Below are 26,754 nucleotides of genomic sequence, written 5' to 3'. Positions count from 1 at the left end.
ACGATAGCGGCATGAACGGGGTGGAAATCCGCATCCGCGGCAAGGTGCAGGGGGTGGGATTTCGCCCCTTCGTCTGGCAGCTGGCGCAGCGCTTAGGGCGCCTCGGCGACGTGTGCAACGACGGCGACGGCGTGCTGGTGCGCCTGCTGGGCGACGAGGCGGAGTTTATCCCCGCGCTGGCTCGCCACTGTCCGCCGCTGGCGCGAATCGACAGCGCGCGGGCCGCGCCGTTTGTCTGGCAGGCCCTGCCTAAGGCGTTCACCATCCGCCGGAGCGCAGGCGGAACCATGCGCACGCAGATCGTTCCCGATGCCGCCACCTGTCCGGCGTGCCTGGCGGAGATGAACGATCCCGAGGAGCGCCGCTACCGCTACCCGTTTATCAACTGCACCCACTGCGGACCGCGCTTTACCATTATCCGCGCCATGCCCTACGACCGCCCGTTTACCGCGATGGCGCCGTTCCCGCTGTGCCCGTCCTGCGAAGCCGAATACCGCAATCCGGCCGACAGGCGTTTTCATGCCCAGCCGGTGGCCTGCGAGTCGTGCGGGCCGCGGCTTGAGTGGCGCAGCGGGGAGGAGAGCTGCTACGGCGAGGCGGCGCTGCGGGCGGCAGTGGAGCGGATTGCTGCCGGACAGATTGTGGCAATTAAAGGGCTTGGCGGCTTCCATCTCGCCTGCGACGCCGGAAACGCGGGCGCCGTGGCGACCCTGCGCCAGCGCAAGCATCGCCCGGCTAAGCCGCTGGCGGTGATGCTGCCGACGGCGGAGGGATTGCCGGCCGAGGCGCGGGCGCTGCTGTCGGCGCCCGCCGCGCCGGTGGTGCTGGTGGATAAAACGCGGATCGACGGCCTGTGCGACGATATCGCGCCGGGGCTGGCGGAGGCGGGCGTTATGCTGGCGTCGAACCCGCTCCAGCACCTGGTGCTGGAGGCGCTGGCGCGCCCGGTGGTGATGACCTCCGGCAACCTCAGCGGGCGCCCTCCGGCGCTGACTAACGAGCGGGCGCTGGCGGATTTAGCCGGGATTGCCGACGGATTTTTGCTGCATAACCGCGATATCGTGCAGCGGATGGATGATTCCGTGGTGCGGCAAAGCGGGGAGATGCTGCGTCGTTCGCGCGGCTACGTGCCGGACGCGCTGCCGCTGCCGCCGGGGTTTCACGACCTCCCGCCGCTGCTGTGCCTCGGCGCGGATATGAAAAATACCTTCTGCCTGGTGCGCGGCGGTGAAGCGGTGCTGAGCCAGCATTTTGGCGACCTCGGCGATGAGGGCGTGGAGGCGCAGTGGCGCGAGGCGCTGCGCCTGATGCAGGAGATTTACGCCTTTACCCCGCAGGGGATCGTGGCCGATGCGCATCCGGGCTACCGTTCGGCAAAGTGGGCGGCGTCGATGCCGCTGCCGACCGAGCGGGTGCTGCATCACCACGCCCACGCCGCCGCCTGCCTGGCGGAGCATGGCTGGCCGCTGGCGGGCGGGGACGTCATCGCCCTGGTGCTGGACGGTATCGGCATGGGGGAGGACGGCGCGCTGTGGGGCGGCGAATGCCTGCGGGTGAACTACCGCCAGTGCGAGCATCTGGCGGGCCTGCCGGCGGTGGCGCTCCCCGGCGGCGATCTGGCGGCGCGTCAGCCGTGGCGTAACCTGCTGGCCCACTGCCTGGCCTTTGTGCTGGACTGGCAACACTATCCCGAAACCGAGGCTCTGCTCCGGCAGGCGTGGCCGCTGGTCGCCCGCGCTGTCGAGCGGGAAATTAATGCGCCAAAGGCTTCTTCCTGCGGGCGGCTGTTTGATGCCGTGGCCTGCGCGCTGGGCTGCGCGCCGACCACGCTGAGCTACGAAGGGGAAGCGGCCTGCCGGCTGGAGGCGCTGGCGGCGACCTGCGAGGGTGTCGACCATCCGGTTAGCCTGCCGTGGCGCGACGGCCAGCTGGATCTCGCCACCTTCTGGCGCTTGTGGTTTGGCTGGCAGGCGCAGCCGGCGCACAAGGCCTGGGCCTTTCACGATGCGCTGGCTCGCGGGCTGGCGGCAATGGTGCGCGACCACGCCGCCAGGTGCGGCATCTCTACGCTGGTGTTTAGCGGCGGGGTGTTGCACAACCGGCTGCTGGTTTGCCGATTGACGTTTTATCTGGCGGATTTTACTCTGCTGTTTCCGCATCAGCTGCCTGCCGGTGATGGAGCCATCGCGTTTGGTCAGGCGGCGGTCGCCGCCGCCCGCTGGCAGGCTCACAGGACACCCTCATGATAGTGACGATTTTACGCCAGCAGCCGCGCGCCGCAGCGCTGGTGCTGGGGCTTATTGTGGCCAACCTGGTCGCCTGGGTCTGGGCGTGGCAGGCCTTTGGCGACAGCGGCGCGCTGATGGCCGCCAGCCTGCTGGCCTGGGGATACGGCCTGCGTCATGCGGTCGATGCCGATCATATTGCGGCGATTGATAGCGTGACGCGCAAGATGATGCAGCAGGGGCGGCGTCCGTTCGGCGTGGGCGCCTGGTTCTCTCTGGGACATTCGTCGATTGTGGTGCTGGCCTCCGCCGCCATTGCCGCCACCGCGACGGCGTTCGGCCAGCAAATGAGCTGGTTTCACGATACCGGCAGCGCGATCGGCACCGCCGTTTCGGCGCTGTTTCTGCTGCTGATGGCCTTTATCAATCTGGTTATTCTGCGCAGCGTCTGGCGCAGCTTTCAGGCGTGGAAGCGCGGGGAGAAGGTGAGCGATGAGGTGGCGGCGGGCGGCGGCATGATGAGCTGGCTGTTCGGCAAAACTTTCCGTCTGATTAGCCGCAGCTGGCAGATGTACCTGGTGGGCTTTCTGTTCGGCCTCGGGTTTGATACCGCGACCGAGATTGGCGTGCTGGGGATCTCGGCCGCCAGCGCCTCGAGCGGCATCTCTATCTGGTCGATTATGGTCTTCCCGGCGCTGTTTGCCAGCGGCATGGCGCTGGTGGATACCCTCGATAACGTGCTGATGGTCGGCGCCTACGGCTGGGCGTTCAGCAAGCCGCAGCGCAAGCTCTATTACAATATGACCATTACCGGGACTTCGGTGGTGGTGGCGCTGTTTATCGGCGGCATGGAGGCGCTGGGCCTGCTGATGGATAAGTTTGCGCTCAGCGGCGGGCCGTGGCGCTGGGTGGCGGCGCTGAACGATAATCTTGGCAACGCCGGCTTCGTAGTCATCGGGCTGTTTGTCGCCTGCTGGGTGCTGTCGGTGATTAACTATCGCTGGCGCGGATACGATAATCTGGCGCAGTAGGTCGGGGGATATCGTCCCGGCCGCCTGAGCCGGGATTTTACCTTAAGGGTCAGTCACGGCTTCGCTTCAGGCAATCATAGCGGGGATTCTCCCGCCGGATGACCGGCAGGTCACCGGTATCGTTAAGCGCACCGGGAAACGTCTTGATCCACAAGTCCATTTTCTTCTTGCTGAAATGAGCCGCGCTTAACCCTTCGGCACAGCCGAACAGCTCCCGGCTGTTCTGGGCGGTGATCACAATGCAATCTGGCATCACTCTGATTTTTACCGGCATACCCGACGTAAATCCGGCCTGCGAAAGCCAGTCACCCTGGAGCGGGATATAGTCATGCCGCATACGGTCATAAAACTCCGTGCGGTCAAGCGGTAGTGGTGACTCCGTTGTGGATTTATTCTGCAAGTGCTTAACGGATTTTTTACGTTCCAGCTCGCAATTTTTACCACTCGTTTCTGATTCATCAGAATCTATTTTGGCAATAGCACTTTCTGGCTTAAAATTCTGCTCAGCCATATTCAACTCCTGTTTAGTTGTCTGTGGTTAGCGGTGTGGAAGTGCTGGTAACACTTTCATACCGCGCTCTTTAAAAATCTTCCTGCTTATTCCATCCTTCCATCCTTCCGTTATGACAGGTGAGGGTTTTATCTGGGTTTATTTATTATACTGCACTGAATAAAAACACAGTATATATATCATGGACAACATTGATTAATGCGAAGGGGATTCAGGAAAGAATATAAGATCATGCAACGTTGCATTATTAATAAGAGTACACGGGGATTTTGTCATGGGTAGCGGGATTGAGGGTATCTATCCAATGCCTTTTGCCAGAACGGCGGGCTGTGGAATACCTCATTCCGTCACCTGGACACTGGGACGAGTCAGAGTACAGGCAACAAGGTGAACGGTGATGCTAAAGGGCTGGTATGGGGAGGAGCGGACATCTTCAGTTTCAAGAATCCAACTTTGTAAGCACTAGAAAAGAAGTTGTTGATTGAGAAAAAGAAAAGATAAATGGAAGCCTCCGACACCTAAAAGCGGCAGCAAATCATACAGAAGAGGAGAATGAAGTAACGTTTATACAACGTGTATCACAGCATGTTCTGGTATTAATTAATAGACTGTCACCTTGATCTCCAATTATGTTAGCTTGTGTTAGCAATAGTTATTTTTTATAGAAAAAGGATAACACGCAATGAGACTACAGCAGTTTAACATTAAAAACTACAAATCTATAAAAGATGAAATAGAAGTATACATCGATGATATAGTTGTGCTAATTGGACCAAATAACTCAGGGAAGTCTACGATATTAGATGCGTATGAAAAATTTGCGTCTTTAGGCTCATCAAAAGGTCTGACTGCTCATGATTTTTATAATTCAGATATATCTATACCAATCGAAATGTGTGGTATTTTCACTGATGTCACTGATGATGATATTCGTACATTAGGTGGTGATAAATGGTTTTATAAAGATGATGCTCTGGATAGGAGAAATATGGCAAGAAAGTATGGGGGAGACTGGGAGGAAAAAAGCATACCACTGGAAAGTAAACGCTATTATTGTGTTAAGTGGATCTGGTCAGATCCGGAAAAACCAGCTCAAAAACAATCCTATGGCCTTGATGAGGCTTCGGGTAAGCGTATATTTTCTGATGGGGGTTCAGGGGGGCTAGACACTTTACTACAAAGTCGAGTTCCTCAGCCAATAAGAATAAGTCCAGATAAATCCATGGACGAAACAAAAAAAATAATCATAAGTTTCCTAAAGGAAGATGCAAAAGATGAATTACTGAAAACAGGAGAAAGTAAAGCTGAAATAATACAGAAAATACAAGAGCTAACAGACACTCTTATGAAGGATTCCAAATCAAAAATCGATGATCTTCTAAAGCAAGTATCTGAATCGTCATCATCGGTTTTCCCCGGGCTAGAACTGGAATTAAATATACTGTCCAAGGATCCCGTAGATGCGGATGTTATGGTTTCAGAATCTAACCTTACAGTAAAAATGGATGGGGTAAGTGGTTCTCTTCTCGAGAACCAAGGCCATGGCGTTCGCCGCTCCGTTTTATGGTCTGCTTTGCAAATATTGACTCACGAATCTCATGCACGAGATAAAATTAAAAAATCCAAATCTAAAGGTAAAGCAGTCTCTGTTGAGAAAAAACAATATATTTTGTTAATTGATGAGCCAGAGTCATTCCTTCACCCGCCAGTAATTAGAGATGCGAGGGAATCACTTTATAATTTCGCTGCGACAAATGAAAACTGGCAGGTGATGGCTACAACGCACTCCCCTGTATTTATAGACTTATCTAAAAAACACACCACTATAATTAGGATAGAAAAAGACAAGTCTTTAAATAAAACAATATCTACGGATGAGTTGTCTTTTTCTGACGAAGAAAAAGATAATATGAAAATGATCAGATTGTGCAACCCAATGGTTAATGAGTTTTTCTTTTACGATAATATAATATTAGTTGAAGGGCCCACTGAAAAGATTGTCATAAACAAAATATGCGAGGTTGTTGGGGTTGATTATCACATCATTGACTGTCTAGGAAAAGGAAATATAAAAACCTTTGCTAAAATATTAAATCATTTTGATGTCAGTTATATAGCAGTACATGACTCCGATATTCCAAAATGCTTAAGGAAAGGGAATGTTTCTGGTAATGGGGCTTGGGGGACAAATCTATCCATAATGAACGAATGTGTTAAAAGTAAAACACCAATGGTATTTATACAAATACCTCATTTTGAAGGGATGTTTTTGAATGATTTCAACCCATCAAATAAAGTTGAAACTGTCATCTCAATTCTTTCGGATGCTTTATCTCCTGAATATTTGGCGATTTTTGAAAAATATAGTAAAGTTTTAAATAAAGATCCATCAGTTTTCATTAAATCCAACGAAGAAATGGTGGGCATGTATCACGCATTTTATGCTAGTAATAAAGCTCAGATTGAGTCGTTAAAGAACCCTGAAATCTGGAGCATCTAATCTTGTAAGGCTAAAATAACCATTATCAAATAACAGTCCTCTCCAGTAGAGGGCTGTTTTAAACGACCAGAGAATATGGCAGACTCTATCATGATTTAAAAAAATCAATACAACATCCAGACCAAGTGCTTATATACATTGACCTAATGTGCAGTAACGTTCTCAATGTCCGCTCCTAGCACTCATGGCACCTACACCACGGCGCCCACCGAGGCCCACTTGGACAGTAAAATGTCTCTGTCCAGCTGTACCTGCCTGTGTCATCTATCTCAGTAATACCTGAATCAGCTGAACGACGATATACACCGTCGCTGCCGCTTGTATTGCCCGGAACCCCCATCTGAGATAGCGCCATTGATGGCGTTCCCTGGCATCAGCGGCTTCAATAGCGGGGTCAGCGGTTTTTCTTTTCCTGGTCCGGAATTCATCGATTACCCACAGGATGAGAATAACGATAATGAGGATTTTCTGAAGAATGGGATTATCCACAAAGAGTGACTCCGGCCTGCTCGCTGATAAAAGCAGAATAGATAAAACCCTTTCACTTAACCACCACTAAATGTAGGGGTAAAACTAATTTTCATCCTGAAGGATTTTGCGGTGATTCTGTCCGTGGCAGGGGAGCGTAAGCCTGCAGGGCACTCTTAACCTTTCACACACGTCTTTTGGCGTTAGCCCATTCACTTTGCGAAACCAGGCAGCAATAGACGCAATTGGTTGAGCATTGTTACCAGATAAACATGTCTCATAATAAGCGGGCCGCAGTCGTCGTTGGTTCTGACACATCCTTCGGGCTGTTAAACCAGGATTACAGTGATGAGAAAACAGCTTTTAAGCTGTTAAGCGAGGCTCGGATAATCAGCTGGCCTGGCTGAAAGCGCTCTGACAAAAAGCCGCCAGCCCGAAGGGAAGCAGGCGCGCAGATAGCATCGTGGCCGTATACGATGGTGAGGGTGAGGGTGAGGGTGAGGGTGAGGGTGAGGGTGATGGTGATGGTGATGGTGTTGAGAGAGGGCCGGATATACGAACGCAATATGCCCCCGTTACACAACTCAAGAGAGGGTTGTGTAACGAGGGTATCCATACACGGGCAAGGCGTTGACGTCGCGACCCGGGAAAGCGCTTAGCTCACCAGCTGCTTCAGCAGCGCAAAGGCCTCTTTCATCCGGTCTTCGCTGACCACAAAGGCGCGCAGCTGGTTTTCCGCATCCACGCCTTTAGCCACCAGGCCGTCGTTGGCGGCCACGATATTCCACGTCAGGTCTTCGCGCCGTGTATCTCCGGCCAGATGTAGCGGGAGATCCGGGGTTTTTACCTTCACCAGCATCGGCGGCAGCTTCAGCTCGCCCGGCTGCTCCAGTAGATTTTTGCTCAGGCACATGGCGCTGAGCAAAATAGGCTGCAGGAACGGCAGCACCATGCCGTTAATTTCGGCGCAGTCGCCGAGGGCAAAAATTGCCGGATGGCTGCTGCGCAGGCGGCTATCGACCACCACGCCGCGGTTAATCTCAAGGCCTGCCCGACGCGCCAGGGCGGTTTCCGGGCGCAGGCCGGCGGCGGCAACCACCGCGTCCACGGTCACGCTGCGCTGGCGATCGACGGTTACGCGGATGCCGTCGGCGGTTTGCTCCAGCCCTTCGAGCTGGGTTTTCAGCATCAGGTGCACGCCCATATCGGTTAACCGATGCTGCAGGCGGCTGCTGGCCTCCGGCGGCATCAGCGCCGACAGTACGCTGGCGGAGTTGTCGACCACCGTCACCGCTTTGCCGGCGCGGCAGAAATCCATCGCCAGCTCGCAGCCAATTAGCCCACCGCCGACGATCAGCACGCGCCGCGCGTCGTGGAGCCGGGTTTGGGCGGCGCCGTATTCCCGCTGGCTGTTGAGGGTGAGCATCAGCTCGCGGCCCGGCACCGGCGGAATAAAGGGCGCGGCGCCGGTGGCCAGCACCAGCTTGTCGTAGCGCCACTCGCGATCCTGGCTTTTGACCACTTTGCCCTCGGCGTCGATATCGCTCACCCAGGTATGCGGGAACAGGCGCAGATTATACTGTTCGGCAAACTCCCCGGCGGTTTGCAGGGTCAGATCGTCGGCGCTCTGACCGCGGCTGATGACGTGGCTGAGATCCGGTTTGTTGTACTCATCCATGCTGTCGGCGGCGATCAGCGTCAGCGGGATCTGCGGGTCCTGCTTACGAATATTTTTGACCAGCTGGCGGGCCGCGAAGCCCGAGCCGATGATGACGATGCCATCACTCATTTTGCCTCCGTTGCCAGAACGTCAAAGACATCTTTGCCGAGAGAGCACTCAGGGCACAGGAAGTTCTCCGGTACGTCGCTCCACGGGGTGCCAGGCTGGACGTCCTGGTTCGGTTCGCCTTTCGCCGGATCGTAGATCCACTGGCACACGCTGCACTGCATTGACGGGCCGAGGTCGGCCGCCGCTGCCGCGGCGCAGTCGCGCTGTTCAGCCGACGCTTTTTTATCAGCGCTGGCCGGCAGCGGGGAGAGGGCCCACTGGCGAGCGATTTCGCGGCCGTGCTCGCGGCAGACTTCCAGCGCATCCAGGTCCGGGCGCCACTTCGCCTTCAGGCTCAGGGACATTTCAAAGCCGGCATCCTGCAGGCGGGTAGAGAGACGGTCAACCGCGCCGCCGCTCCAGCCGTGGGAGCCAAAGGCGCTGGCGCGCTTGTTGCGAAAACGCAGGCCGGTCATCTCTTCTACCAGGCCGGCGATTTTCGGCATCATGACGTTGTTCATGGTCGAGGTGCCCACCAGCACGCCTTTTGAGCGGAACACGTTGGTGAGAATTTCGTTTTTGTCGCTGCGGGCGACGTTAAAGATTTTCACCGCCACGCGCGGGTCGATGTCGGTGATGCCCTGGGCGATCGCGTCGGCCATCATGCGGGTGTTATTGGACATGGTGTCGTAGAAAATGGTGATGCGGTCTTCCTGATAATCCGCCGCCCATTTCAGGTACATTTCGACGATTTGCGTCGGGTTATCGCGCCATACCACGCCGTGGGAGGTGGCGATCATATCCACCGGCAGGTTGAACCCGAGGATTTCGGTAATTTTCGGCGTCACCAGGCGGCTGAACGGCGTCAGGATGTTGGCGTAGTAGCGCTGGCACTGCTCGAACAGCTCGGTCTGATCCACTTCGTCGTTGAACAGGTGTTCGTCGCAGTAGTGCTGGCCGAAGGCGTCGTTGCTGAACAGCACCGCGTCGCCGGTCATATAGGTCATCATGCTGTCCGGCCAGTGCAGCATCGGGGTTTCCACGAAGATCAGCTGCTTGCCGTTGCCGAGATCGAGGCTGTCGCCGGTTTTCACCACGTTAAAGTTCCATTCCGGGTGATGGTGGTGGCCGGTGATGGAGTCGATGGCGTTGGCGGTGCAGTAAATCGGGGTGTCCGGGATCGAGTTCATCAGCTCGGTCAGCGCCCCGGCGTGGTCCTCTTCCGCATGGTTAATCACGATGTAGTCGATATCGGCGAGGTCGATTTCGCTGCGCAGGTTCTGCACGAACTCGCGGCTGAATTTGTGATCCACGGTATCGATCAGGACGTTCTTTTCTTCGCGGATGAGATAGCTGTTGTAGCTGCTGCCGCGCAGCGTTTTATATTCGGTTCCGTGGAAATCGCGCACTTCCCAGTCGCGTTGGCCAACCCAATGAATGTTATTTTTAACCAGAATAGACATAGCAACCTCAATTAATTCAGCGTTTTCAAAATAGATGTTTTGCTTATATCAAGTTGCGTGCCAACTTTTTAATTATTTGATTTTGTTCTGTTTATTATTTTTCGTTAAAAACATTGATGTCAAAATGACAATGGTTAAAATAGTCGTTATGACTATTGTGATTGTCAAAATGACAGTGAGGCAGCGATGAGCTTTTCCGTAGAGGCGCTGGCGAAAATCGCCATTGATTTGCAAAGCGATATCGGCCACGCCGACCGCTTCCCGCGCCTGATTACCACCCTGCGGCAGATCCTCGGCTGCGATGCCTCGGCGCTGCTGCGCTATGAGGCGCACCAGTTTGTGCCGCTGGCGATCGACGGCCTCGCCCAGGACGTGCTGGGGCGGCGCTTTTCCCTCGAAGGGCATCCGCGGCTGGAGGCGATCGCCCGCGCCGGCGACGTGGTGCGCTTCCCGGCGGATAGCGACCTGCCGGACCCGTATGACGGGCTGATCCCCGGCCAGGAAAGCCTCAAGGTTCACGCCTGCGTTGGGCTACCGCTGTTTGCCGGGCAGACGCTGATCGGCGCGCTGACCCTCGACGGCATGGACGCCGACCGCTTTGACAGCTTCAGCGATGAGGAGCTGCGGCTGATTGCCGCGCTGGTGGCGGGGGCGCTGAACAATGCGCTGCTGATCGCCCGCCTGGAGAACCAGAACGTGCTGCCGGAGCCGAGCGCAAGCTACCCGGCCGCCGATCGTCAGGAGATTATTGGCCTTTCGGCGCCGATGCTGCAGCTGAAAAAGGAGATTGGTATCGTCGCGGCATCGGATCTCAACGTGCTGATTGATGGTGAAACCGGCACCGGCAAGGAACTGGTGGCGAAAGCCGTACATCAGGGCTCGCCGCGCGCCGCCAATCCGCTGGTCTACCTCAACTGCGCGGCGCTGCCGGAAAGCGTGGCCGAGAGCGAGCTGTTCGGCCACGTCAAAGGGGCGTTTACCGGGGCTATCAGCAACCGCAGCGGCAAGTTTGAAATGGCCGATAACGGCACGCTGTTCCTCGATGAAATTGGCGAGCTGTCGCTGGCGCTGCAGGCGAAGCTGCTGCGCGTGCTGCAATATGGCGACATTCAGCGCGTCGGGGACGATCGCAGCCTGCGGGTGGACGTGCGGGTGCTGGCGGCCACCAACCGCGACCTGCGCCAGGAGGTAGTAGAAGGGCGCTTTCGCGCCGATCTCTATCACCGGCTGAGCGTCTTTCCGCTGTCGGTGCCGGCGCTGCGCGAGCGGGACCAGGACGTGGTGCTGCTGGCGGGCTATTTCTGCGAGCAGTGCCGCCTGCGGATGGGGCTGGGGCAGGTGGTGTTAAGCAGCGCCGCGCGGGTAAGGCTGGGCGCCTGGCCGTGGCCGGGCAACGTCCGCGAGCTGGAGCATGCGATTCATCGCGCGGTGGTGCTGGCGCGGGCGACCCAGGCGGGTGATGACATCGTGCTGGCGCCGCAGCACTTTCAGTTTGCCGGCGAAGCGCCAAACCTGCCGAGCGCCGCGCCGCTGGCGCCGACGCAGGCGATAAACCTGCGCGAGGCGACGGAGGCGTTCCAGCGTGAGGCGATTGCCCGGGCGCTGGCGGAGAATAACCGCAGCTGGGCGGCGGCTGCCCGGGCGCTGGCGCTGGACGTCGCCAACCTGCATCGGCTGGCGAAGCGTCTGGGGCTTAAAGAATCCCGGCCTGATAAAAGTTCTGCAGGTTAATCGCGCCGACCAGCTGGCCGCGCTCATCCACTACCGGAGCGGCGCTGATCTTGTGCTTCATCAGGCGCTCTTTGGCATCAACCGCGCGGCTTTGATCCTGCAGCGTCACGCCGTTGCGGGTCATCGCGCGGCTGACGGTATCCTCAAGGGTGCCGCCGCCCACCAGCCAGCGGCGCAGGTCGCCGTCGGTGAATACGCCCTCGACGCGGTTTTGCGCATCGCATACCGCCACCAGCCCCAGCCCGGTGCGGCTGAGTTCAAGCATGGCGCTCATTACGCTGGCGGTGACGTCAACGCGCGGCACGTCTTCGTCGCGACGCATCAGATGATGGACCTTATTCAGCAGCCGCGCGCCGAGCGCGCCGGCCGGATGCGAGCGGGCAAAATCCTCTTCATTGAAGCCGCGGGCCTGCATCACCGCCATCGCCAGGGCGTCGCCGAGCATCAGGGTGTTGACGGTGCTGGAGGTCGGGGCGAGGTGCATCGGGCAGGCCTCGCGCTCTACGGCAATGTCCAGCACCGCCCTGGCCGCCAGCGCCAGCGGGGATTTCGATTTGCCGGTCATCGCCAGCAGAGGAATCGATTTTTCTTCCAGCCGGGGCACGATCAGGTCGAGCTCCTTCGCCCCGCCGGAGTAGGAGATAAAGAGCATCACGTCGCGGCCGTCGAGCATCCCCAGATCGCCGTGCAGCGCCTCCGCCGGGTGGACAAAAAACGCCGGCGTGCCGGTGCTGGCAAAGGTCGCCGCCAGCTTTTTGCCGATATGGCCCGATTTGCCGATACCGGAAACAATCAGTTTGCCTTCGCAGTGGATGATGGTTTCCGCCGCGCGGATGAAGTCGTCGCCCAGGCGTTCAGGCAGGCGGCTCGCCTCCTGGAGCTCCAGCTGCAGGGTCTGGCGTCCGGCTTCTAACAGAAAGTTACTCATGATCTTCTCCAGTTATAATCACTTTGATGCCTTTTTCTTCCAGCGCCCGCTGGAAGGTCGGGTCGATACCGGCATCGGTAATCAGCATATCCACGCTTTCAAGGCCGCAGACGATGTTTGGGCTTTTGCGGCCAAACTTCGACGAGTCGGCCATCAGGATCACCTCCCTGGCGGCATTGCACATCGCTTTGCTGACGGTATAAACCTCGTTGAAGGTGGTGACCCCGGCGTTCAGATCGATGCCGTCGGTCCCCATAAACAGCTTGTCGAAGCTGAACTGCTCGAAGGCATTCTCCGCCAGCTGTCCGTGAAAGGAGGCTGATTTTTTGCGAAAGGTGCCGCCGGGCATCAGGATCGTTTGTTCGTTATCAAGCTCAGAGAGGGCGTTGACGATATGCAGGCTGTTGGTCATGACGGTGATGTTATTGAAGCGACTGAGCAGGGGGACCATCTGCAGCACCGTACTGCCGGCATCGAGGATAATCGAGTCGCCGTCGTGAATAAAACGCACGGCGGCTTCGGCGATACGCGCCTTCTTGGTGGTATTGATCAGCGTTTTATGATCGATAGGCGGGTCGCTTTCGTCTTTATTCAATACCACTCCGCCGTAGGTGCGAATGACGGTGCCGGCGTGTTCGAGGGTCACCAGATCCTTGCGGATCGTCGTGCCGGTGGTAGCGAAGTGTTGCGCCAGCTCCTCGACCGAGCACTTACCCTGCGACTGCAGATGCTCAAGAATAGCTGCCTGTCGCTGACGTGGTTTCATAGCGGTTACATCCTGCGTTTAAAGTTTCGATGTGATAATTTCGCAAGATATTTACTTTTACAACGAAATTATACCTGTTTCGGTTTAAGCGCTAATGATAGTGCATTCCGACAGAGCGGATCATGGGGAAAGATCATATCCGGCCGCAATTCTTGCAAAAGTTTGCCCTCAAGCGCCGGGATTTTTTGTGGACGGGCGAAGATGGTCAGGCCCTTCATCAGCAGGGTGCCGCTGACGCGGTCGTGTTCATCAACGGCGATGGCGACGATGGCCCGCGGCTTGAAGCGGCCCGCCGAGCGCCCGACGCCGACGCGGCCCTGCTGACAGAGCGTATCAAACGCGCGGTTAAAGCGGCGGATCTGCCAGCCGCCGAAGGCGAGCTGGGCTATCCAGGCGATGGCGGCGACGGTAATCAATGCGCTAACCATAAATATCTCCTTGAGGCGTGGTATCGGGAAGAGCCCGGACCGCGGCGCGATCCGGGAACCGGCGGTTAAAACATCACCTGCCCGCCGGTGACGTTGATGGACTGCCCGGTGCAGTAAGAGGCCTGCGGGCTGGCGTAGAACATCAGCACGTTGAGTACGTCCTGATAATCGCAGCCGCGCTTGAGCGGAACCTTGTCGACGTAGTACTGCTCGACCTCATCTTCGGCAATGCCCAGCTTGTGGGCGTACTGCGGCAGCAGCGACTGGAACATCGGCGACTTCAGCAGGTTGCCGAGCATCAGCGCGTGCACGGTAATGCCGTACTCCGCCAGATCCAGCGCCAGGGACTGGGTCAGGCCGACGCCGCCAAACTTCGCCGCGCTGTAGCCGGAATTATGCTTGCTGCCCACCTTGCCGGATTTTGAGTTGATCTGAATGATGCGTCCCTGAATGCCGTCGCGGATCATCAGCCGTGAAAACTCGCGGGCGCAGAGGAAGTAGCCCACCAGGTTGACCTGCAGCGAGCGGTCGAAGTCGCCCAGCGCAAAGTCGCTGATAAAGGCCGCTTTGGCGATCCCGGCGCTGTAGACCAGCAGATCCACGCGGGTGAATATCTCGTCGACGCCGCGGGCGAGCGCGACGACGCTGGCCTCGCTGGTCGCATCGGCGCCAAAACCGTACGCCGTCCCTTCGCCATACTCGGCGTTAATCGCCTGCGCCACGCGGGTGGCTTTATCGCTTTGAATATCCACCACCGCCACGCGATACCCCTGCGCGGCGAGGCCACGACACAGAAACTCACCTAAGGTTTGTCCTCCGCCGATGACAACAGCAACCTGACTCATAGTTCTCTCCTTACAGCCTAAGCAAAAAATTTCAGTACACAGCCGGGGGCGATCGCCTCCGGTACCGGGCCAGCCACGTGAACCGTCCCCGGAAACTCCGCTACGCGGTGGCCGTCGAAGCGCAGCGTGATATGGCCCAGCTCGCGCAGATTCTGTTCCGCCACGTCGCCGACCGCGGTGACCGGGTAGCAGCGATCCCCCAGCTGCAGCTCCGCTCCCGGCGCCAGCGCGCCGACAAGCTCGCCGTGGTTGTGAATAAAGCAGTACTCTTCGATATCCGCCGGCGCGCCCTCGCGGAAGGTAATCAGCATCTGCTCCTCCAGCGCCATCGTCGCGCTGGCGCCGATGTGCGTAATGGTGGTCTGGTAAATCACGGTCATCTTCAGGAACCTCTTATTGGTAAATAAATCCGGAAACGAACCAGGCGATCAGCACCGTTGGCGCACCGGTCAGGAAGCGGCTGACCAGCACCGAAGGCACCCCGACGCGCACCGTCTCCTGCCGGGCTTCGGCGAGCGACAGGCCGACCGGAATAAAGTCGCAGGCCGCCTGGGCGTTAATCGCAAACAGGGCGGGGAGGGCGAGATGCGGCGGAATATTGCCGAGGCCAATCTGCACGCCGATCAGCACGCCGATAACCTGGGCGATAACCGCGCCGGGGCCGAGGAACGGCGACAGCAGCGGGAAGGAGCAGATCAGCGCCAGCGTCACCAGCCCCAGCGGATGGCTGGCGAGCGGCGCCAGGCCGTGGGCAATCCAGTCGCCAATGCCCGAGGCCATGATGATGCCGATCAGCGCCGAGACGAAGGCCATAAACGGCAGGATCGTTTTCAGCACCGTGTCGATGGTGTCGCGCCCGGCCTGAAACAGCACCGCCACCACGGAGCCCATGCCCATGCCGACCTTGGCCAGCAGGCCGTCGCTCTGCTCGGTGATTTTTTTGCTGGCGTCGTAATCGCGACCCGCGGGCTGACGGGGGGCCGGCTCGCCGGCGCCGTCGACGGGGTGGATATTCTCTTCCTTAACGCCTGAGACGTAGATGTCCTCAAGGATATATTGCGCCAGCGGCCCGGACTTGCCGGTGGCGTGGATATTGATGGTCGGAATACGCCGCTTCGGATAGATGCCGCAGCGCAGGGTGCCGCCGCAGTCAATGATCGCCACGCCGATCTCATCTTCCGGCGGTTCCCCCTCTTTAAAGCCGTCCACGGCCTGCCAGCCGGTGAGGCGGGCGAGCTTGTCGACGATCGCCGGGCGGGTTCCGGCGGTGATATAGACAATTTTTTTGCCTTCTACGGCGTCCAGCTCAAGCGGGCCGCCCCAGCCGCTGGCCCCTTTTTCAATACGAATACGCGTCATGATGCAGCTCCGGACAGATGTACTTTTTGTGCAAGCTGGATGGCCATTTTTCTCTCAAAAATGGAGGTGGTCAGATCGGTCACCCAGCCGCGGAAGAAGTTGGTCACCAGGCCGACCAGCAGATAGCTCACCGCCAGCGGCCCCAGCGGCAGGCCGAGGGTGGTTAAGCCGTTGGCGATCCCGAGATAGACGAACAGCTCGCCGGGGTTGATATGGGGAAACAGGCCGTTCATGGAGTGGCAGCTGTAGGAGGCCGCCGCGTAGTAGCTGGGCTTGTACTTCTCAGGCATAAAGCGCCCGAGGCTCAGGGTCATTGGGTTACAGAAAACGAAGGTCCCGATGCAGGGCAGCAGCAGGTAGCGGGAGACCGGATTGCCGGCGCAGCGCTGCGCCAGCTTTTCGATCCGCAGCTGGCCGATAAAGTTGATCAGCGCGTTCATGATAACCAGCAGACTGATCAGCAGAGGCAGGATCCCGGTCACCATCCCGGTAAAGACCTCGCCCCCCTTCTGAAACAGGCCGATAAACCATTCGGCGCCGTGGGTAATAACTTCGATCATTATTCTCTCCTTTGTAGCGTTATTTTTCTTGCTAACTGGCAGCTGATTTTAATCACTTTGAAAGGTTTAAAAGTGTTAAATTGATCGCAAAATGAAAGATAAATATTTTAATTTGAAAGTTTATTGCCGGTGGGATGAAAATTTTGCCCTAAAAATTGGCCGGGAAGAGGATCTTTGGACGGGGAGCGAGGGGAGCGGGCAGGACTATTTTGTCCACGAATAGATTGCCGCTTCCTTGTTGACGGCCGCATGCTTTACCATAATTACCCTTTGCCGAATTTGTTAAATGGAAGCCCCATGTTGAAGCGTCGCTATCTGGCATTACTCCCGCTGTGCGTACTCCTCGCTGCCTGTAGCAGCAAACCTAAAGCCACCGCAGTAACGGAGACCACGGGAGGATCCGGTGGCTTCCTGCTGGAGCCGCAGCATAACGTTATGAATATGGGGGGAGATTTCGCCAACAATCCTGCTGCGGAGCAGTTCATCGACAAAATGGTGAGCAAGCACGGATTTGACCGGCAGCAGCTGCACGAAATTCTCTCCCAGGCTAAGCGTCTGGACTACGTCCTGCGCCTGATGGACCGCCAGGCCCCTAGCGGACTGCCGCCGTCCGGGCCGAACGGCGCGTGGCTACGCTACAAAAAACAGTTCATTACCCCGGATAACGTGCAAAACGGCGTGGCGTTCTGGAATCAGTATCAGGACGCGCTGAACCGCGCCTGGCAGGTCTACGGCGTACCGCCGGAAATCATCGTTGGTATTATCGGCGTGGAGACCCGCTGGGGCCGCGTGATGGGTAAAACCCGTATTCTCGACGCGCTGGCGACGCTCTCCTTCAGCTATCCGCGTCGCGCCGAGTACTTCTCCGGCGAGCTGGAAACCTTCCTGCTGATGGCGCGCAGCGAAAGCGACGATCCGCTGAATCTCAAAGGCTCTTTCGCCGGTGCCATGGGCTACGGCCAGTTTATGCCCTCCTCGTACCGCCAGTACGCGGTGGATTTCAACGGCGACGGGCATATCAACCTGTGGGACCCGGTGGATGCGATCGGCAGCGTGGCCAACTACTTCAAGCAGCACGGCTGGGTGAGCGGCGATCTGGTTGCGGTTCCGGCCATGGGCCAGGCGCCGGGGCTGGAGAACGGCTTTAAGACCAATTACAGCGTATCGCAGCTGACGGCGGCCGGCCTGACGCCAACGCAGCCGCTGGGTAACCATCAGCAGGCGAGCCTGCTGCGCCTCGATATTGGCACCGGCTACCAGTACTGGTACGGACTGCCGAACTTCTACACCATCACCCGCTATAACCACAGCACCCACTACGCGATGGCCGTCTGGCAGCTCGGCCTGGCCGTTTCTCAGGCCCGCGGGCAGTAGGCCTTCCCCGAGACTTCCCTCTGCCCGGAGGGGAGTCTGTTACATTTTGCAGCATTTCCCTTCGTTGACGCTGATTTACATTATTCCGCCGATCCAATAATGTTATGTTATAACATATTGAATGAGGCGATGATGTTCACTTCTCTTTTTTCAAGCTCCGCCGCGCTGCGCACAGGCTTCGCCTGCATCCTGCTGGCGCTGCTGTGGCTGGCGACCTGGTGGGCGGTAACTCTGCCATGATCGAACTGGAAAACCTCGTTGCCGGGTATGAAGAGCTGGCGATCACCCCCGCGCTAAGCGGCGTTATCGCCGCGGGCAGCCTGACGGCCATCGTCGGCCTCAACGGCTGCGGTAAATCGACGTTGCTAAAAACGCTGGCCGGGTTTATCCCCCCGGTGAGCGGCCGCGTGCACTGGCGCGCGTCGCGACCGGTTATCGGCTGGCTGGCACAGCGGCATTCGCTGGAATCACAGTTTCCCCTCGTGGTTCGGGACGTGGTGAGCCAGGGCGCCTGGCCGCAGGTCTCGCTCCTGCGCGGCATTGGCGGCGAGTTCCGCCGGCGCATTGACGCGGCGCTGGATCGCGTTGGCCTGGCATCATTGGAGAAAACGCCGATTGAAGCGCTGTCCGGCGGCCAGTTCCAACGCATGCTGTTTGCCAGGGTGATGGTCCAGCAGGCGCCGTTGGTGATGCTCGATGAGCCCTTTACCGGGATCGATGAGTCGACCAGCCGCGAGCTGATGACGCTGATCCTCGAGATGCACCGGCAGGGGCAGACCGTGCTGGCGGTGCTGCACGATAGCCAGCGCGTCGCCGACTATTTCCCGGAAACCCTGCTGCTCGAGTCCCGGCACGCCCGCTGGGGCGAGACCGGCGAGGTGCTTCCCGCCTTCGACTCCGCGAGGCTGGCATGATCTGGCACACCTTCTTTCAGCCCTTTATCGAATTCGGCTTTATGCGCCGCGCGCTGGTGGTATGCCTGGCGCTTTCGCTGAGCACCACCGTGCTTGGGGTTTTCCTGCTGCTGCGGCGCATGAGCCTGATGGGCGATGCCCTGTCGCACGCGATTTTGCCCGGCGTCGCGGTGGGCTATCTGCTTAACGGTATGTCGCTGCTGGCGATGTCGGTGGGCGGTTTTATCGCCGGCATTGCGGTGGCGCTGGTGGCGGGGTGGGTCAGCCGCCGCACGCCGCTCAAAGAGGACGCCAGCTTCGCCGGGTTTTATCTCGGCTCGCTGGCGCTGGGGGTGACGCTGGTGTCGCTGCGCGGCTCCAGCGTCGATCTGCTGCATTTGCTGTTTGGTTCGATTCTGGCGGTGGATAACGACGCGGCGCTATTCGTCGCCGGGGTCGCCAGCCTGACGCTGATTTGCATTGCGCTGCTCTATCGCGGGCTGGTGAGCGAGGCCTTTGACAGCGCGTGGCTGCAGGTCAATAACCGCCGGCTGCCTGCGCTGCTGCACGGCCTGTTCCTGGCCCTGCTGGTGCTGAACCTGGTGGCGGGTTTCCAGGTGCTGGGCACCCTGATGGCGGTGGGGGTGATGATGCTCCCGGCGGTGGCCGCCTGCTGCTGGGCGCGAACGCTGCCCGGCATTCTGCTGCTGGCGGCGCTGATCGGCAGCGCCTGCGCCTGGATGGGGCTCAGCCTGTCGTGGGCGGCGAATTTGCCCGCCGGCCCGGCCATCGTGCTGACCGCCAGCGGGATCTTTTTTATTTCGGTGTTTTTTGGCGCGCGCAGCCGGCTGGTGGTCGGCTGGCGCAAATTAATGGGGTAAGGAAAATATGAAGAAACGTACCGGGGTAGTTTTAGCGCTGGCGCTGGGCCTGGCGGCGCAGGGGGCGATGGCGAAAACGCTCAACGTGGTCACCAGCTTTTCGGTGCTGGGCGATATGGTGCAGCAGGTTGGCGGCGAGCACGTTCACGTCGATGCGCTGGTCGGTCCCGACGGCGACCCGCACACCTTTGAGCCGTCGCCGCAGGACAGCGCCTTGCTCAGCAAGGCCGACGTGGTGGTGGTCAACGGCCTCGGGCTAGAAGGGTGGGTCGACCGGCTGATCAAGGCATCGGGATTCAAAGGCGAGCTGGTGGTGGCGTCGACGGGCGTAAAAACCCATACCCTCGATGAGGACGGGAAAACGGTGACCGATCCGCACGCCTGGAACAACGCCGCCAACGGCGCGCTGTACGCGCAGAATATCCTTAGCGGACTGGTTAAAGCCGACCCTGAGGATAAAGCAGCGCTTGAGGTCTCCGGCAAGCGCTATATCGGCCAGCTCAACGAGATTCACGGCTGGGCGAAGAACCAGTTCAGCACCATTCCGCTGGCTAAGCGTAAGGTTCTGACCAGCCATGATGCGTTCGGCTACTTTGGCCGCGCCTACGGCGTGACCTTCCTTGCGCCGCAGGGGCTGTCGTCGGAGAGCGAAGCCAGCGCCGCGCAGGTTGCGGCACTGATTAAACAGATTAAAGCCGATAACGTGCACACCTGGTTTATGGAGAACCAGCTCGATCCGCGGCTGGTGAAGCAGATTGCCAACGCGACGGGCGCGCAGCCGGGCGGCGAGCTCTATCCGGAAGCGCTGTCGAAACCGGGCGGCGTGGCGGACAGCTACGTGAAAATGATGCGCCATAACGTCGAGCTGATTGCCGGCAGCATGAAGTAACGCGCTATTCCACGGTCCCGGACTTCGGGACCGTTCATTTTCGCAAGCCCCCTCGTAAATTCATCTCCTCATCCCCACATCTGTGCTGAAAGTGCTATCTTTGATGGCCTCTTTATCTGGCTTAAACGGGGCGACGATGACAGATTCCGAATTAATGCAGCTGAGTGAGCAGGTTGGGCGGGCGCTGAAGGCGCAGGGCGCGACGGTGAGCACGGCTGAATCCTGTACCGGCGGCTGGATTGCTAAAGTACTGACCGATATCGCCGGCAGCTCGGCGTGGTTTGAGCGCGGTTTTGTCACCTACAGCAATGAAGCTAAATCGCAGATGATTGGCGTCAGCGAAGCGACGCTGGCCGAGCACGGCGCGGTGAGCGAACCGGTGGTGGTGGAGATGGCGATTGGCGCGCTGCGTGCCGCCCGCGCCACCTACGCGATCTCGGTGAGCGGCGTGGCCGGGCCGGACGGCGGCAGCGCGGAAAAGCCCGTCGGAACGGTGTGGTTTGGCGTGGCCTGCGCCAACGGGCAGGGGGTCACCCAGCGGGAATGTTTCGCCGGAGACCGCGAGTCGGTGCGCCGTCAGGCCACGGCCTACGCCCTGCAGCTCCTCTGGCAACAATTTCTACAAAACACTTGATACTGTATGAGCATACAGTATAATTGCTTCAACAGAACAGAATTCACTACCCGGTTCCACCCGGCATGACAGGAGTAATAATGGCTATCGACGAAAACAAACAGAAAGCGTTGGCGGCAGCACTGGGCCAGATCGAAAAACAGTTCGGTAAAGGCTCCATCATGCGCCTGGGTGAAGACCGTTCCATGGACGTGGAAACTATCTCCACCGGTTCGCTTTCCCTGGATATCGCCCTCGGCGCTGGCGGTCTGCCAATGGGCCGTATCGTCGAAATCTACGGGCCAGAATCTTCCGGTAAAACGACGCTGACCCTGCAGGTTATCGCCGCCGCGCAGCGTGAAGGTAAAACCTGTGCCTTTATCGATGCAGAGCACGCGCTGGATCCGGTATATGCCCGCAAGCTGGGCGTCGATATCGACAACCTGCTGTGTTCTCAGCCGGACACCGGCGAACAGGCGCTTGAGATCTGTGACGCGCTGGCGCGCTCCGGTGCGGTAGACGTGCTGGTGGTCGACTCCGTTGCGGCGCTGACGCCGAAAGCGGAAATCGAAGGCGAGATCGGCGACTCTCACATGGGCCTCGCGGCGCGTATGATGAGCCAGGCGATGCGTAAGCTGGCCGGTAACCTGAAGCAGTCCAACACGCTGCTGATCTTCATCAACCAGATCCGTATGAAAATTGGCGTGATGTTCGGTAACCCGGAAACCACCACCGGCGGTAACGCGCTGAAATTCTACGCTTCCGTGCGTCTGGATATCCGCCGTATCGGTGCGGTAAAAGATGGCGATAACGTCATTGGTAGCGAAACCCGCGTGAAGGTCGTGAAGAACAAAATCGCCGCGCCGTTCAAGCAGGCTGAGTTCCAGATCCTCTACGGCGAAGGCATCAACTTCTTCGGCGAGCTGGTCGATCTGGGCGTGAAAGAGAAGCTGATTGAAAAAGCGGGCGCCTGGTACAGCTATAACGGTGACAAAATTGGTCAGGGTAAAGCGAACGCTATCTCCTGGCTGAAAGAGAACCCGGCTGCGGCGAAAGAGATCGAGAAGAAAGTTCGTGAACTGCTGCTGAACAACCAGGACGCTACGCCGGACTTCGTGGTTGATGGTAAAAGCGAAGAAGCAAGCGAACAGGATTTCTGATACCGTCAGGTAATTATCTCCTGAAGCGTTCAGGTGGCAGGGCAGGCAAACGCCAGCGCTCGTGCGATGTGAACAAGACGGGAAAACAAGGGGCTGCTTATGCGGCCCTTTTGCTTTTTGATTATCGAGGTGCCCGTGACTGAATCTTCATCCCGCCGTTCCGGCTACGCACGTCTGCTGGATCGCGCGATTCGTATTCTGGCAATGCGCGACCATAGCGAACAGGAGCTGCGACGCAAGCTGGCCGCGCCGGTTATGGGGAAAAATGGCCCCGAGGCGCTGGACGTTACGCCGGAAGAGGTCGATCGCGTTGTGGCCTGGTGCATCGAAAACCGCTACCTCGATGACCAGCGCTTTGTCCGCCAGTTTATTGCCAGCCGGAGCCGCAAAGGCTACGGCCCGGCGCGCATCCGCCAGGAGCTGAACCAGAAAGGCATTGCCCGGGAAGAGGGTGAGCGCGCAATGCGCGAGTGCGAAATCGACTGGGCGCTGCTGGCGAAAGAGCAGGCGCAGAGGAAGTATGGCGATCCGCTTCCCACCGTATTTGCCGAAAAAGTCAAAATACAGCGCTTTTTGCTGTACCGCGGCTACTTAATGGAAGATATCCAGGAAATCTGGCGAAATTTTGCAGATTGACCCATCGGGGATTTTACTTCCCCGTAAAGAAAACTTATCTTATTCCCACTTTATTCCGTCCGGCCGCTGGCTGTTTAAAAGGCAATCAGCGCCCAGGGCGATTATTCCTTATACACAAAATCATTCACGCCGCATCAAGGCAGCAACGAAGTGAGTCCCTGAGGCGTACAAAGGTACGTAGCTGAGGTGAACGGGCGCAGCCAGCATCGAGGCGGCGTGAAGGATGAGTGTATAGCTTGATTTCAGGATAATTATGAGCAAGAGCACTGCTGAGATCCGTCAGGCGTTTCTCGATTTTTTCCATAGTAAGGGACATCAGGTAGTTGCCAGCAGCTCCCTGGTGCCGCACAACGACCCGACCCTGCTGTTTACCAACGCCGGGATGAACCAGTTCAAGGATGTGTTCCTTGGCCTCGACAAGCGTAATTATTCCCGTGCGACCACCTCGCAGCGCTGCGTTCGTGCGGGTGGTAAACACAACGATCTGGAAAACGTCGGCTATACCGCGCGTCACCACACCTTCTTTGAAATGCTGGGCAACTTTAGCTTCGGCGACTACTTCAAGCAGGATGCCATCAAGTACGCATGGGAGCTGTTAACCGGTGAAAGCTGGTTCGCTCTGCCGAAAGAAAAGCTGTGGGTAACCGTTTACGAAACCGATGACGAAGCTTTCGACATCTGGGCCAACGAGGTTGGCGTTCCGCGTGAGCGCATTATTCGCATTGGCGACAATAAAGGCGGCGCGTTTGCCTCCGATAACTTCTGGCAGATGGGCGATACCGGCCCCTGCGGCCCGTGCACCGAAATCTTCTTTGACCACGGCGACCACATCTGGGGCGGCCCTCCGGGAAGCCCGGAAGAGGACGGCGATCGCTACATTGAGATCTGGAACATCGTCTTCATGCAGTTTAACCGTCAGGCTGACGGTACCATGGAGCCGCTGCCGAAGCCGTCCGTTGATACCGGTATGGGCCTTGAGCGTATCGCTGCCGTTCTGCAGCACGTGAACTCCAACTACGACATCGACCTGTTCCGTCAGCTGATCGAGAATGTCGCCAAAGTGACCGGCGCCACCGATCTGACCAACAAGTCGCTGCGCGTGATTGCCGATCATATTCGCTCCTGTGCGTTCCTGATCGCTGATGGCGTGATCCCGTCGAATGAAAACCGCGGCTACGTGCTGCGTCGTATCATTCGCCGTGCCGTCCGCCACGGCAATATGGTCGGTGCGAAGGATGCCTTCTTCTGGAAACTGGTTGCGCCGCTGATTGAGGTCATGGGCGCCGCCGGCGAAGAGCTGAAGCAGCAGCAGGCTCAGGTTGAGCAGGTTCTGAAAACGGAAGAAGAGCAGTTTGCCCGTACTCTGGAACGCGGCCTGGCGCTGCTCGACGAAGAGCTGGCTAAGCTGAAGGGCGACACCCTGGACGGCGAAACCGCCTTCCGCCTGTACGATACCTACGGCTTCCCGGTCGACCTGACCGCGGACGTGTGCCGCGAGCGTAATATCAAAGTTGACGAAGCAGGCTTCGAAGCGGCAATGGAAGAGCAGCGCCGTCGCGCGCGCGAGTCCAGCGGCTTCGGCGCCGACTACAATGCGATGATCCGCGTTGAGGGTGCTTCTGAGTTTAAAGGCTACGATAGCCTCGAGCTGAACGGCAAGATCACCGCGCTGTTCATCGACGGCAAAGCGGTTGATAGCGTCAGCGCCGGCCAGGAAGCGGTTGTTATTCTGGATCAGACGCCGTTCTATGCAGAGTCCGGCGGTCAGGTCGGCGATAAGGGCGAGCTGAAAGGCGCGGGCTTCTCGTTTATCGTCAGCGATGCGCAGAAGTACGGCCAGGCTATTGGTCATATCGGTAAAGTGGCCGGCGGTACCCTGAAAGTGGGTGACGCAGTGCAGGCCGATGTCGATCGCGCTCGCCGCCAGCGTATCCGTCTGAACCACTCCGCGACCCACCTGATGCATGCAGCGCTGCGCCAGGTTCTCGGTACGCACGTGGCTCAGAAAGGCTCTCTGGTAAATGACAAAGCGCTGCGCTTTGACTTCTCGCATTTTGAAGCGATGAAACCGGAAGAGATCCGCGCGGTTGAAGATTTGGTCAATGCGCAAATTCGTCGCAACCTGGCTATCGAAACCAACATCATGGATATCGATGCGGCTCGTGAATCTGGCGCAATGGCGCTGTTCGGCGAGAAGTATGATGACCGCGTTCGCGTCCTGAAAATGGGTGATTTCTCCACCGAGCTGTGCGGCGGTACTCACGCTTCACGGACCGGCGATATCGGCCTGTTCCGCATCACCTCCGAATCCGGGACCGCCGCGGGCGTGCGCCGTATTGAAGCGGTGACCGGTGAAGGCGCGATTGCGAGCCTGCATTCCCAAAGCGATTTGCTGGGCGACATCGCACAGCTGCTGAAGGGCGATAGCCATAACCTCGGCGACAAGGTACGCTCCGCGCTGGAACGTACTCGCCAGCTGGAAAAAGAGCTGCAGCAGCTGAAAGAGCAGGCGGCAGCGCAGGAGAGCGCAAACCTCTCCAGCAAAGCGGAAGAGATTAACGGCGTTAAGCTGCTGGTCAGCGAGCTGGTCGGCGTTGAGCCAAAAATGCTGCGCACCATGGTTGACGATCTGAAGAACCAGCTGGGTTCAACGGTTGTAGTGTTAGCCACGGTGGCGGATGGTAAGGTTTCTCTGATTGCCGGTGTGTCTAAGGATGTGACAGATCGCGTGAAGGCAGGGGAGCTGGTTGGTATGGTCGCTCAGCAGGTGGGCGGTAAAGGGGGCGGTCGTCCGGATATGGCTCAGGCCGGTGGTACCGATGCGTCTGCTCTCCCTGCTGCGTTAGCCAGTGTGAAAGGCTGGGTAAGCGCAAAACTGTAATAACTATAAACGCATAGGTGCCGTAATCTTCGGATTACGGTATCTTGCAAGAGAAGCACTGATAACGATAAAGTCGGGTTGAAGTTGTGTATATCGGCTAAACTTAGGTTTAACAGAATGTGATGCCATGACTGCTTACGCCGTGAGGCGTTTGTCATCGCTTACTTTTTGGCGTTATATGATGGATAATGCCGGGATACGAGAGACCCGACTCTTTTAATCTTTCAAGGAGCAAAGAATGCTGATTCTGACTCGTCGAGTTGGTGAGACCCTCATGATTGGAGATGAGGTCACTGTGACAGTTTTAGGGGTTAAGGGTAACCAGGTACGTATTGGCGTTAATGCCCCTAAAGAAGTCTCCGTGCATCGTGAAGAGATCTACCAGCGTATCCAGGCTGAAAAATCCCAGCAGTCCAGTTACTAAGGCTTTCGCGCCTCGCGATTTCGTGAGGCGCATCCCACCGCCAGCCGATTTCTCTCTCTTTTCTACTCCCGACGCCTCTCTTTTCCGTTACTTGTCCATCGTCCGTCGCGTTTATTTTTTGCTTTTAGCTGGCTCTAACCCCTGAATTTCTGTTGATTAAACGCTCTTTTTGCCGTTTTTGCAGGCTGATTGCGCGGTAAGTGTGCAAACAGAAAAAAGGTCTCGAAAAATTGTTTGACTTATAAGTACCAGAAAGTAATATGTGCGCCATCGCAGCGACGAAGAGCAGAAACAAGTTCTTCGAAGCACTCGAAAGAGGCGTGTGGTGAGGTGGCCGAGAGGCTGAAGGCGCTCCCCTGCTAAGGGAGTATGCGGTCAAAAGCTGCATCCGGGGTTCGAATCCCCGCCTCACCGCCATTT

25 protein-coding genes and 1 tRNA gene are annotated in these 26,754 nt (G+C 57.9%); 14 read left to right on the top strand and 12 right to left on the bottom strand.

Annotated features, from left to right (window positions below):
• Positions 1 to 11: 11 nt before the first annotated feature.
• Together hypF and RTE01_RS11385 are read left to right on the top strand one after the other, a co-directional pair.
• Positions 12 to 2,246 carry a carbamoyltransferase HypF gene (hypF, locus tag RTE01_RS11390; protein ID WP_141335024.1) on the top strand — a complete coding sequence of 745 codons (2,235 nt, stop codon included), beginning with the start codon at positions 12 to 14 and terminating at the stop codon, positions 2,244 to 2,246.
• Entirely contained in the window at positions 2,243 to 3,256 is a 1,014-nt protein-coding gene (locus RTE01_RS11385) for a HoxN/HupN/NixA family nickel/cobalt transporter (protein WP_041146886.1), read from the top strand. Before hypF ends, RTE01_RS11385 begins: the two co-directional genes overlap by 4 nt.
• Before the next feature lie 49 nt (positions 3,257 to 3,305).
• Here RTE01_RS11385 and RTE01_RS11380 read toward each other — a convergent pair whose 3' ends face one another.
• Positions 3,306 to 3,767, bottom strand: coding sequence for a SymE family type I addiction module toxin (locus tag RTE01_RS11380; protein WP_080773226.1), 462 nt, complete (start codon positions 3,765 to 3,767; stop codon positions 3,306 to 3,308).
• Between the two features lie 682 nt (positions 3,768 to 4,449).
• On the opposite strand from RTE01_RS11380, the gene RTE01_RS11375 reads away from it, so the two are divergent.
• Complete coding sequence (locus tag RTE01_RS11375) at positions 4,450 to 6,267, top strand: ATP-dependent nuclease (protein ID WP_134527381.1); 1,818 nt, start codon at positions 4,450 to 4,452, stop codon at positions 6,265 to 6,267.
• A gap of 264 nt (positions 6,268 to 6,531) precedes the next feature.
• Here the strand turns inward: RTE01_RS11375 and RTE01_RS11370 are convergent, their stop codons facing one another.
• From RTE01_RS11370 to norV, 4 genes are all read right to left on the bottom strand, one after another.
• Positions 6,532 to 6,756: a hypothetical protein gene (locus tag RTE01_RS11370; protein WP_134527378.1), complete on the bottom strand. Its 225-nt coding sequence runs from the start codon at positions 6,754 to 6,756 to the stop codon at positions 6,532 to 6,534.
• Between the two features lie 319 nt (positions 6,757 to 7,075).
• Positions 7,076 to 7,300, bottom strand: coding sequence for a hypothetical protein (locus RTE01_RS11365; RefSeq protein WP_166793701.1), 225 nt, complete (start codon positions 7,298 to 7,300; stop codon positions 7,076 to 7,078).
• A gap of 90 nt (positions 7,301 to 7,390) precedes the next feature.
• Positions 7,391 to 8,524, bottom strand: coding sequence for an NADH:flavorubredoxin reductase NorW (norW, locus tag RTE01_RS11360; RefSeq protein ID WP_076946050.1), 1,134 nt, complete (start codon positions 8,522 to 8,524; stop codon positions 7,391 to 7,393).
• The gene (norV, locus tag RTE01_RS11355) at positions 8,521 to 9,966 is read right to left on the bottom strand and encodes an anaerobic nitric oxide reductase flavorubredoxin (RefSeq protein WP_134527372.1); all 1,446 of its coding nucleotides are present in this window, start codon (positions 9,964 to 9,966) and stop codon (positions 8,521 to 8,523) included. Before norV ends, norW begins: the two co-directional genes overlap by 4 nt.
• A gap of 186 nt (positions 9,967 to 10,152) precedes the next feature.
• Here norV and norR point away from each other — a divergent pair, with 186 nt between their 5' ends.
• On the top strand, positions 10,153 to 11,697 hold the full coding sequence (gene norR, locus RTE01_RS11345) for a nitric oxide reductase transcriptional regulator NorR (protein WP_141335022.1): 1,545 nt from the start codon (positions 10,153 to 10,155) through the stop codon (positions 11,695 to 11,697).
• Here norR and gutQ read toward each other — a convergent pair.
• The 7 genes from gutQ to srlA all read right to left on the bottom strand — a co-directional run bounded on the left by gutQ (position 11,660) and on the right by srlA (position 16,583).
• Positions 11,660 to 12,625, bottom strand: a complete 966-nt coding sequence (gene gutQ / locus RTE01_RS11340) for an arabinose-5-phosphate isomerase GutQ (RefSeq protein ID WP_041146878.1) — start codon at positions 12,623 to 12,625, stop codon at positions 11,660 to 11,662. The genes norR and gutQ overlap by 38 nt on opposite strands.
• The gene (gene srlR, locus RTE01_RS11335; RefSeq protein WP_041146877.1) at positions 12,618 to 13,391 is read right to left on the bottom strand and encodes a glucitol operon DNA-binding transcriptional repressor SrlR; all 774 of its coding nucleotides are present in this window, start codon (positions 13,389 to 13,391) and stop codon (positions 12,618 to 12,620) included. Before srlR ends, gutQ begins: the two co-directional genes overlap by 8 nt.
• Positions 13,392 to 13,459: 68 nt before the next feature.
• On the bottom strand, positions 13,460 to 13,819 hold the full coding sequence (gene gutM, locus RTE01_RS11330; protein ID WP_115192060.1) for a transcriptional regulator GutM: 360 nt from the start codon (positions 13,817 to 13,819) through the stop codon (positions 13,460 to 13,462).
• Positions 13,820 to 13,884: 65 nt separating this feature from the next.
• Positions 13,885 to 14,664 carry a sorbitol-6-phosphate dehydrogenase gene (srlD, locus tag RTE01_RS11325; RefSeq protein ID WP_041146875.1) on the bottom strand — a complete coding sequence of 260 codons (780 nt, stop codon included), beginning with the start codon at positions 14,662 to 14,664 and terminating at the stop codon, positions 13,885 to 13,887.
• Positions 14,665 to 14,681: 17 nt separating this feature from the next.
• Positions 14,682 to 15,044, bottom strand: a complete 363-nt coding sequence (gene srlB, locus RTE01_RS11320) for a PTS glucitol/sorbitol transporter subunit IIA (RefSeq protein WP_115192061.1) — start codon at positions 15,042 to 15,044, stop codon at positions 14,682 to 14,684.
• Positions 15,045 to 15,057: 13 nt separating this feature from the next.
• Positions 15,058 to 16,023 carry a PTS glucitol/sorbitol transporter subunit IIB gene (gene srlE / locus RTE01_RS11315; protein ID WP_041146873.1) on the bottom strand — a complete coding sequence of 322 codons (966 nt, stop codon included), beginning with the start codon at positions 16,021 to 16,023 and terminating at the stop codon, positions 15,058 to 15,060.
• Complete coding sequence (srlA, locus tag RTE01_RS11310) at positions 16,020 to 16,583, bottom strand: PTS glucitol/sorbitol transporter subunit IIC (RefSeq protein ID WP_134527369.1); 564 nt, start codon at positions 16,581 to 16,583, stop codon at positions 16,020 to 16,022. The genes srlE and srlA overlap by 4 nt, the downstream gene beginning before the upstream one ends.
• Positions 16,584 to 16,880: 297 nt before the next feature.
• Here srlA and mltB point away from each other — a divergent pair, with 297 nt between their 5' ends.
• From mltB to RTE01_RS11260, 10 genes are all read left to right on the top strand, one after another.
• Positions 16,881 to 17,957 carry a lytic murein transglycosylase B gene (gene mltB, locus RTE01_RS11305; RefSeq protein ID WP_041146871.1) on the top strand — a complete coding sequence of 359 codons (1,077 nt, stop codon included), beginning with the start codon at positions 16,881 to 16,883 and terminating at the stop codon, positions 17,955 to 17,957.
• A gap of 203 nt (positions 17,958 to 18,160) precedes the next feature.
• Positions 18,161 to 18,871, top strand: a complete 711-nt coding sequence (locus RTE01_RS11300; protein WP_166793751.1) for a metal ABC transporter ATP-binding protein — start codon at positions 18,161 to 18,163, stop codon at positions 18,869 to 18,871.
• Positions 18,868 to 19,731 (top strand): metal ABC transporter permease, encoded by an 864-nt coding sequence (locus tag RTE01_RS11295; RefSeq protein ID WP_041146869.1) that lies wholly within the window; start codon positions 18,868 to 18,870, stop codon positions 19,729 to 19,731. The genes RTE01_RS11300 and RTE01_RS11295 overlap by 4 nt, the downstream gene beginning before the upstream one ends.
• Before the next feature lie 7 nt (positions 19,732 to 19,738).
• Entirely contained in the window at positions 19,739 to 20,620 is an 882-nt protein-coding gene (locus RTE01_RS11290; protein WP_134527366.1) for a metal ABC transporter substrate-binding protein, read from the top strand.
• A gap of 136 nt (positions 20,621 to 20,756) precedes the next feature.
• The gene (pncC, locus tag RTE01_RS11285) at positions 20,757 to 21,254 is read left to right on the top strand and encodes a nicotinamide-nucleotide amidase (RefSeq protein ID WP_041146867.1); all 498 of its coding nucleotides are present in this window, start codon (positions 20,757 to 20,759) and stop codon (positions 21,252 to 21,254) included.
• Between the two features lie 80 nt (positions 21,255 to 21,334).
• Complete coding sequence (gene recA, locus RTE01_RS11280) at positions 21,335 to 22,393, top strand: recombinase RecA (protein ID WP_041146866.1); 1,059 nt, start codon at positions 21,335 to 21,337, stop codon at positions 22,391 to 22,393.
• 135 nt (positions 22,394 to 22,528) lie between these two features.
• Positions 22,529 to 23,029: a recombination regulator RecX gene (gene recX / locus RTE01_RS11275; protein WP_041147727.1), complete on the top strand. Its 501-nt coding sequence runs from the start codon at positions 22,529 to 22,531 to the stop codon at positions 23,027 to 23,029.
• A 253-nt stretch (positions 23,030 to 23,282) separates the two neighbouring features.
• Positions 23,283 to 25,910, top strand: coding sequence for an alanine--tRNA ligase (gene alaS, locus RTE01_RS11270; protein WP_134527363.1), 2,628 nt, complete (start codon positions 23,283 to 23,285; stop codon positions 25,908 to 25,910).
• Between the two features lie 238 nt (positions 25,911 to 26,148).
• On the top strand, positions 26,149 to 26,334 hold the full coding sequence (gene csrA, locus RTE01_RS11265; protein WP_000906486.1) for a carbon storage regulator CsrA: 186 nt from the start codon (positions 26,149 to 26,151) through the stop codon (positions 26,332 to 26,334).
• Positions 26,335 to 26,658: 324 nt separating this feature from the next.
• Positions 26,659 to 26,751: transfer RNA gene (locus RTE01_RS11260), tRNA-Ser, on the top strand.
• The last annotated feature ends 3 nt before the right edge of the window (positions 26,752 to 26,754 follow it).

It is taken from the genome of Klebsiella terrigena, assembly GCF_006539725.1.
GTDB lineage: Bacteria > Pseudomonadota > Gammaproteobacteria > Enterobacterales > Enterobacteriaceae > Klebsiella > Klebsiella terrigena.
The sequence above is the reverse complement of the archived record's forward strand: the minus strand, read 5'-3'. Positions and strand labels throughout refer to the sequence as shown.

Coding starts and splice junctions, on each gene's coding strand:
- hypF (WP_141335024.1), top strand. CDS start 12: ATGAACGGGGTGGAAATCCGCATCCGCGGCAAGGTGCAGGGGGTGGGA.
- RTE01_RS11385 (WP_041146886.1), top strand. CDS start 2,243: ATGATAGTGACGATTTTACGCCAGCAGCCGCGCGCCGCAGCGCTGGTG.
- RTE01_RS11380 (WP_080773226.1), bottom strand. CDS start 3,767: ATGGCTGAGCAGAATTTTAAGCCAGAAAGTGCTATTGCCAAAATAGAT.
- RTE01_RS11375 (WP_134527381.1), top strand. CDS start 4,450: ATGAGACTACAGCAGTTTAACATTAAAAACTACAAATCTATAAAAGAT.
- norW (WP_076946050.1), bottom strand. CDS start 8,524: ATGAGTGATGGCATCGTCATCATCGGCTCGGGCTTCGCGGCCCGCCAG.
- norV (WP_134527372.1), bottom strand. CDS start 9,966: ATGTCTATTCTGGTTAAAAATAACATTCATTGGGTTGGCCAACGCGAC.
- norR (WP_141335022.1), top strand. CDS start 10,153: ATGAGCTTTTCCGTAGAGGCGCTGGCGAAAATCGCCATTGATTTGCAA.
- gutQ (WP_041146878.1), bottom strand. CDS start 12,625: ATGAGTAACTTTCTGTTAGAAGCCGGACGCCAGACCCTGCAGCTGGAG.
- srlR (WP_041146877.1), bottom strand. CDS start 13,391: ATGAAACCACGTCAGCGACAGGCAGCTATTCTTGAGCATCTGCAGTCG.
- gutM (WP_115192060.1), bottom strand. CDS start 13,819: ATGGTTAGCGCATTGATTACCGTCGCCGCCATCGCCTGGATAGCCCAG.
- srlD (WP_041146875.1), bottom strand. CDS start 14,664: ATGAGTCAGGTTGCTGTTGTCATCGGCGGAGGACAAACCTTAGGTGAG.
- srlB (WP_115192061.1), bottom strand. CDS start 15,044: ATGACCGTGATTTACCAGACCACCATTACGCACATCGGCGCCAGCGCG.
- srlE (WP_041146873.1), bottom strand. CDS start 16,023: ATGACGCGTATTCGTATTGAAAAAGGGGCCAGCGGCTGGGGCGGCCCG.
- srlA (WP_134527369.1), bottom strand. CDS start 16,583: ATGATCGAAGTTATTACCCACGGCGCCGAATGGTTTATCGGCCTGTTT.
- mltB (WP_041146871.1), top strand. CDS start 16,881: ATGTTGAAGCGTCGCTATCTGGCATTACTCCCGCTGTGCGTACTCCTC.
- RTE01_RS11295 (WP_041146869.1), top strand. CDS start 18,868: ATGATCTGGCACACCTTCTTTCAGCCCTTTATCGAATTCGGCTTTATG.
- RTE01_RS11290 (WP_134527366.1), top strand. CDS start 19,739: ATGAAGAAACGTACCGGGGTAGTTTTAGCGCTGGCGCTGGGCCTGGCG.
- pncC (WP_041146867.1), top strand. CDS start 20,757: ATGACAGATTCCGAATTAATGCAGCTGAGTGAGCAGGTTGGGCGGGCG.
- recA (WP_041146866.1), top strand. CDS start 21,335: ATGGCTATCGACGAAAACAAACAGAAAGCGTTGGCGGCAGCACTGGGC.
- alaS (WP_134527363.1), top strand. CDS start 23,283: ATGAGCAAGAGCACTGCTGAGATCCGTCAGGCGTTTCTCGATTTTTTC.
- csrA (WP_000906486.1), top strand. CDS start 26,149: ATGCTGATTCTGACTCGTCGAGTTGGTGAGACCCTCATGATTGGAGAT.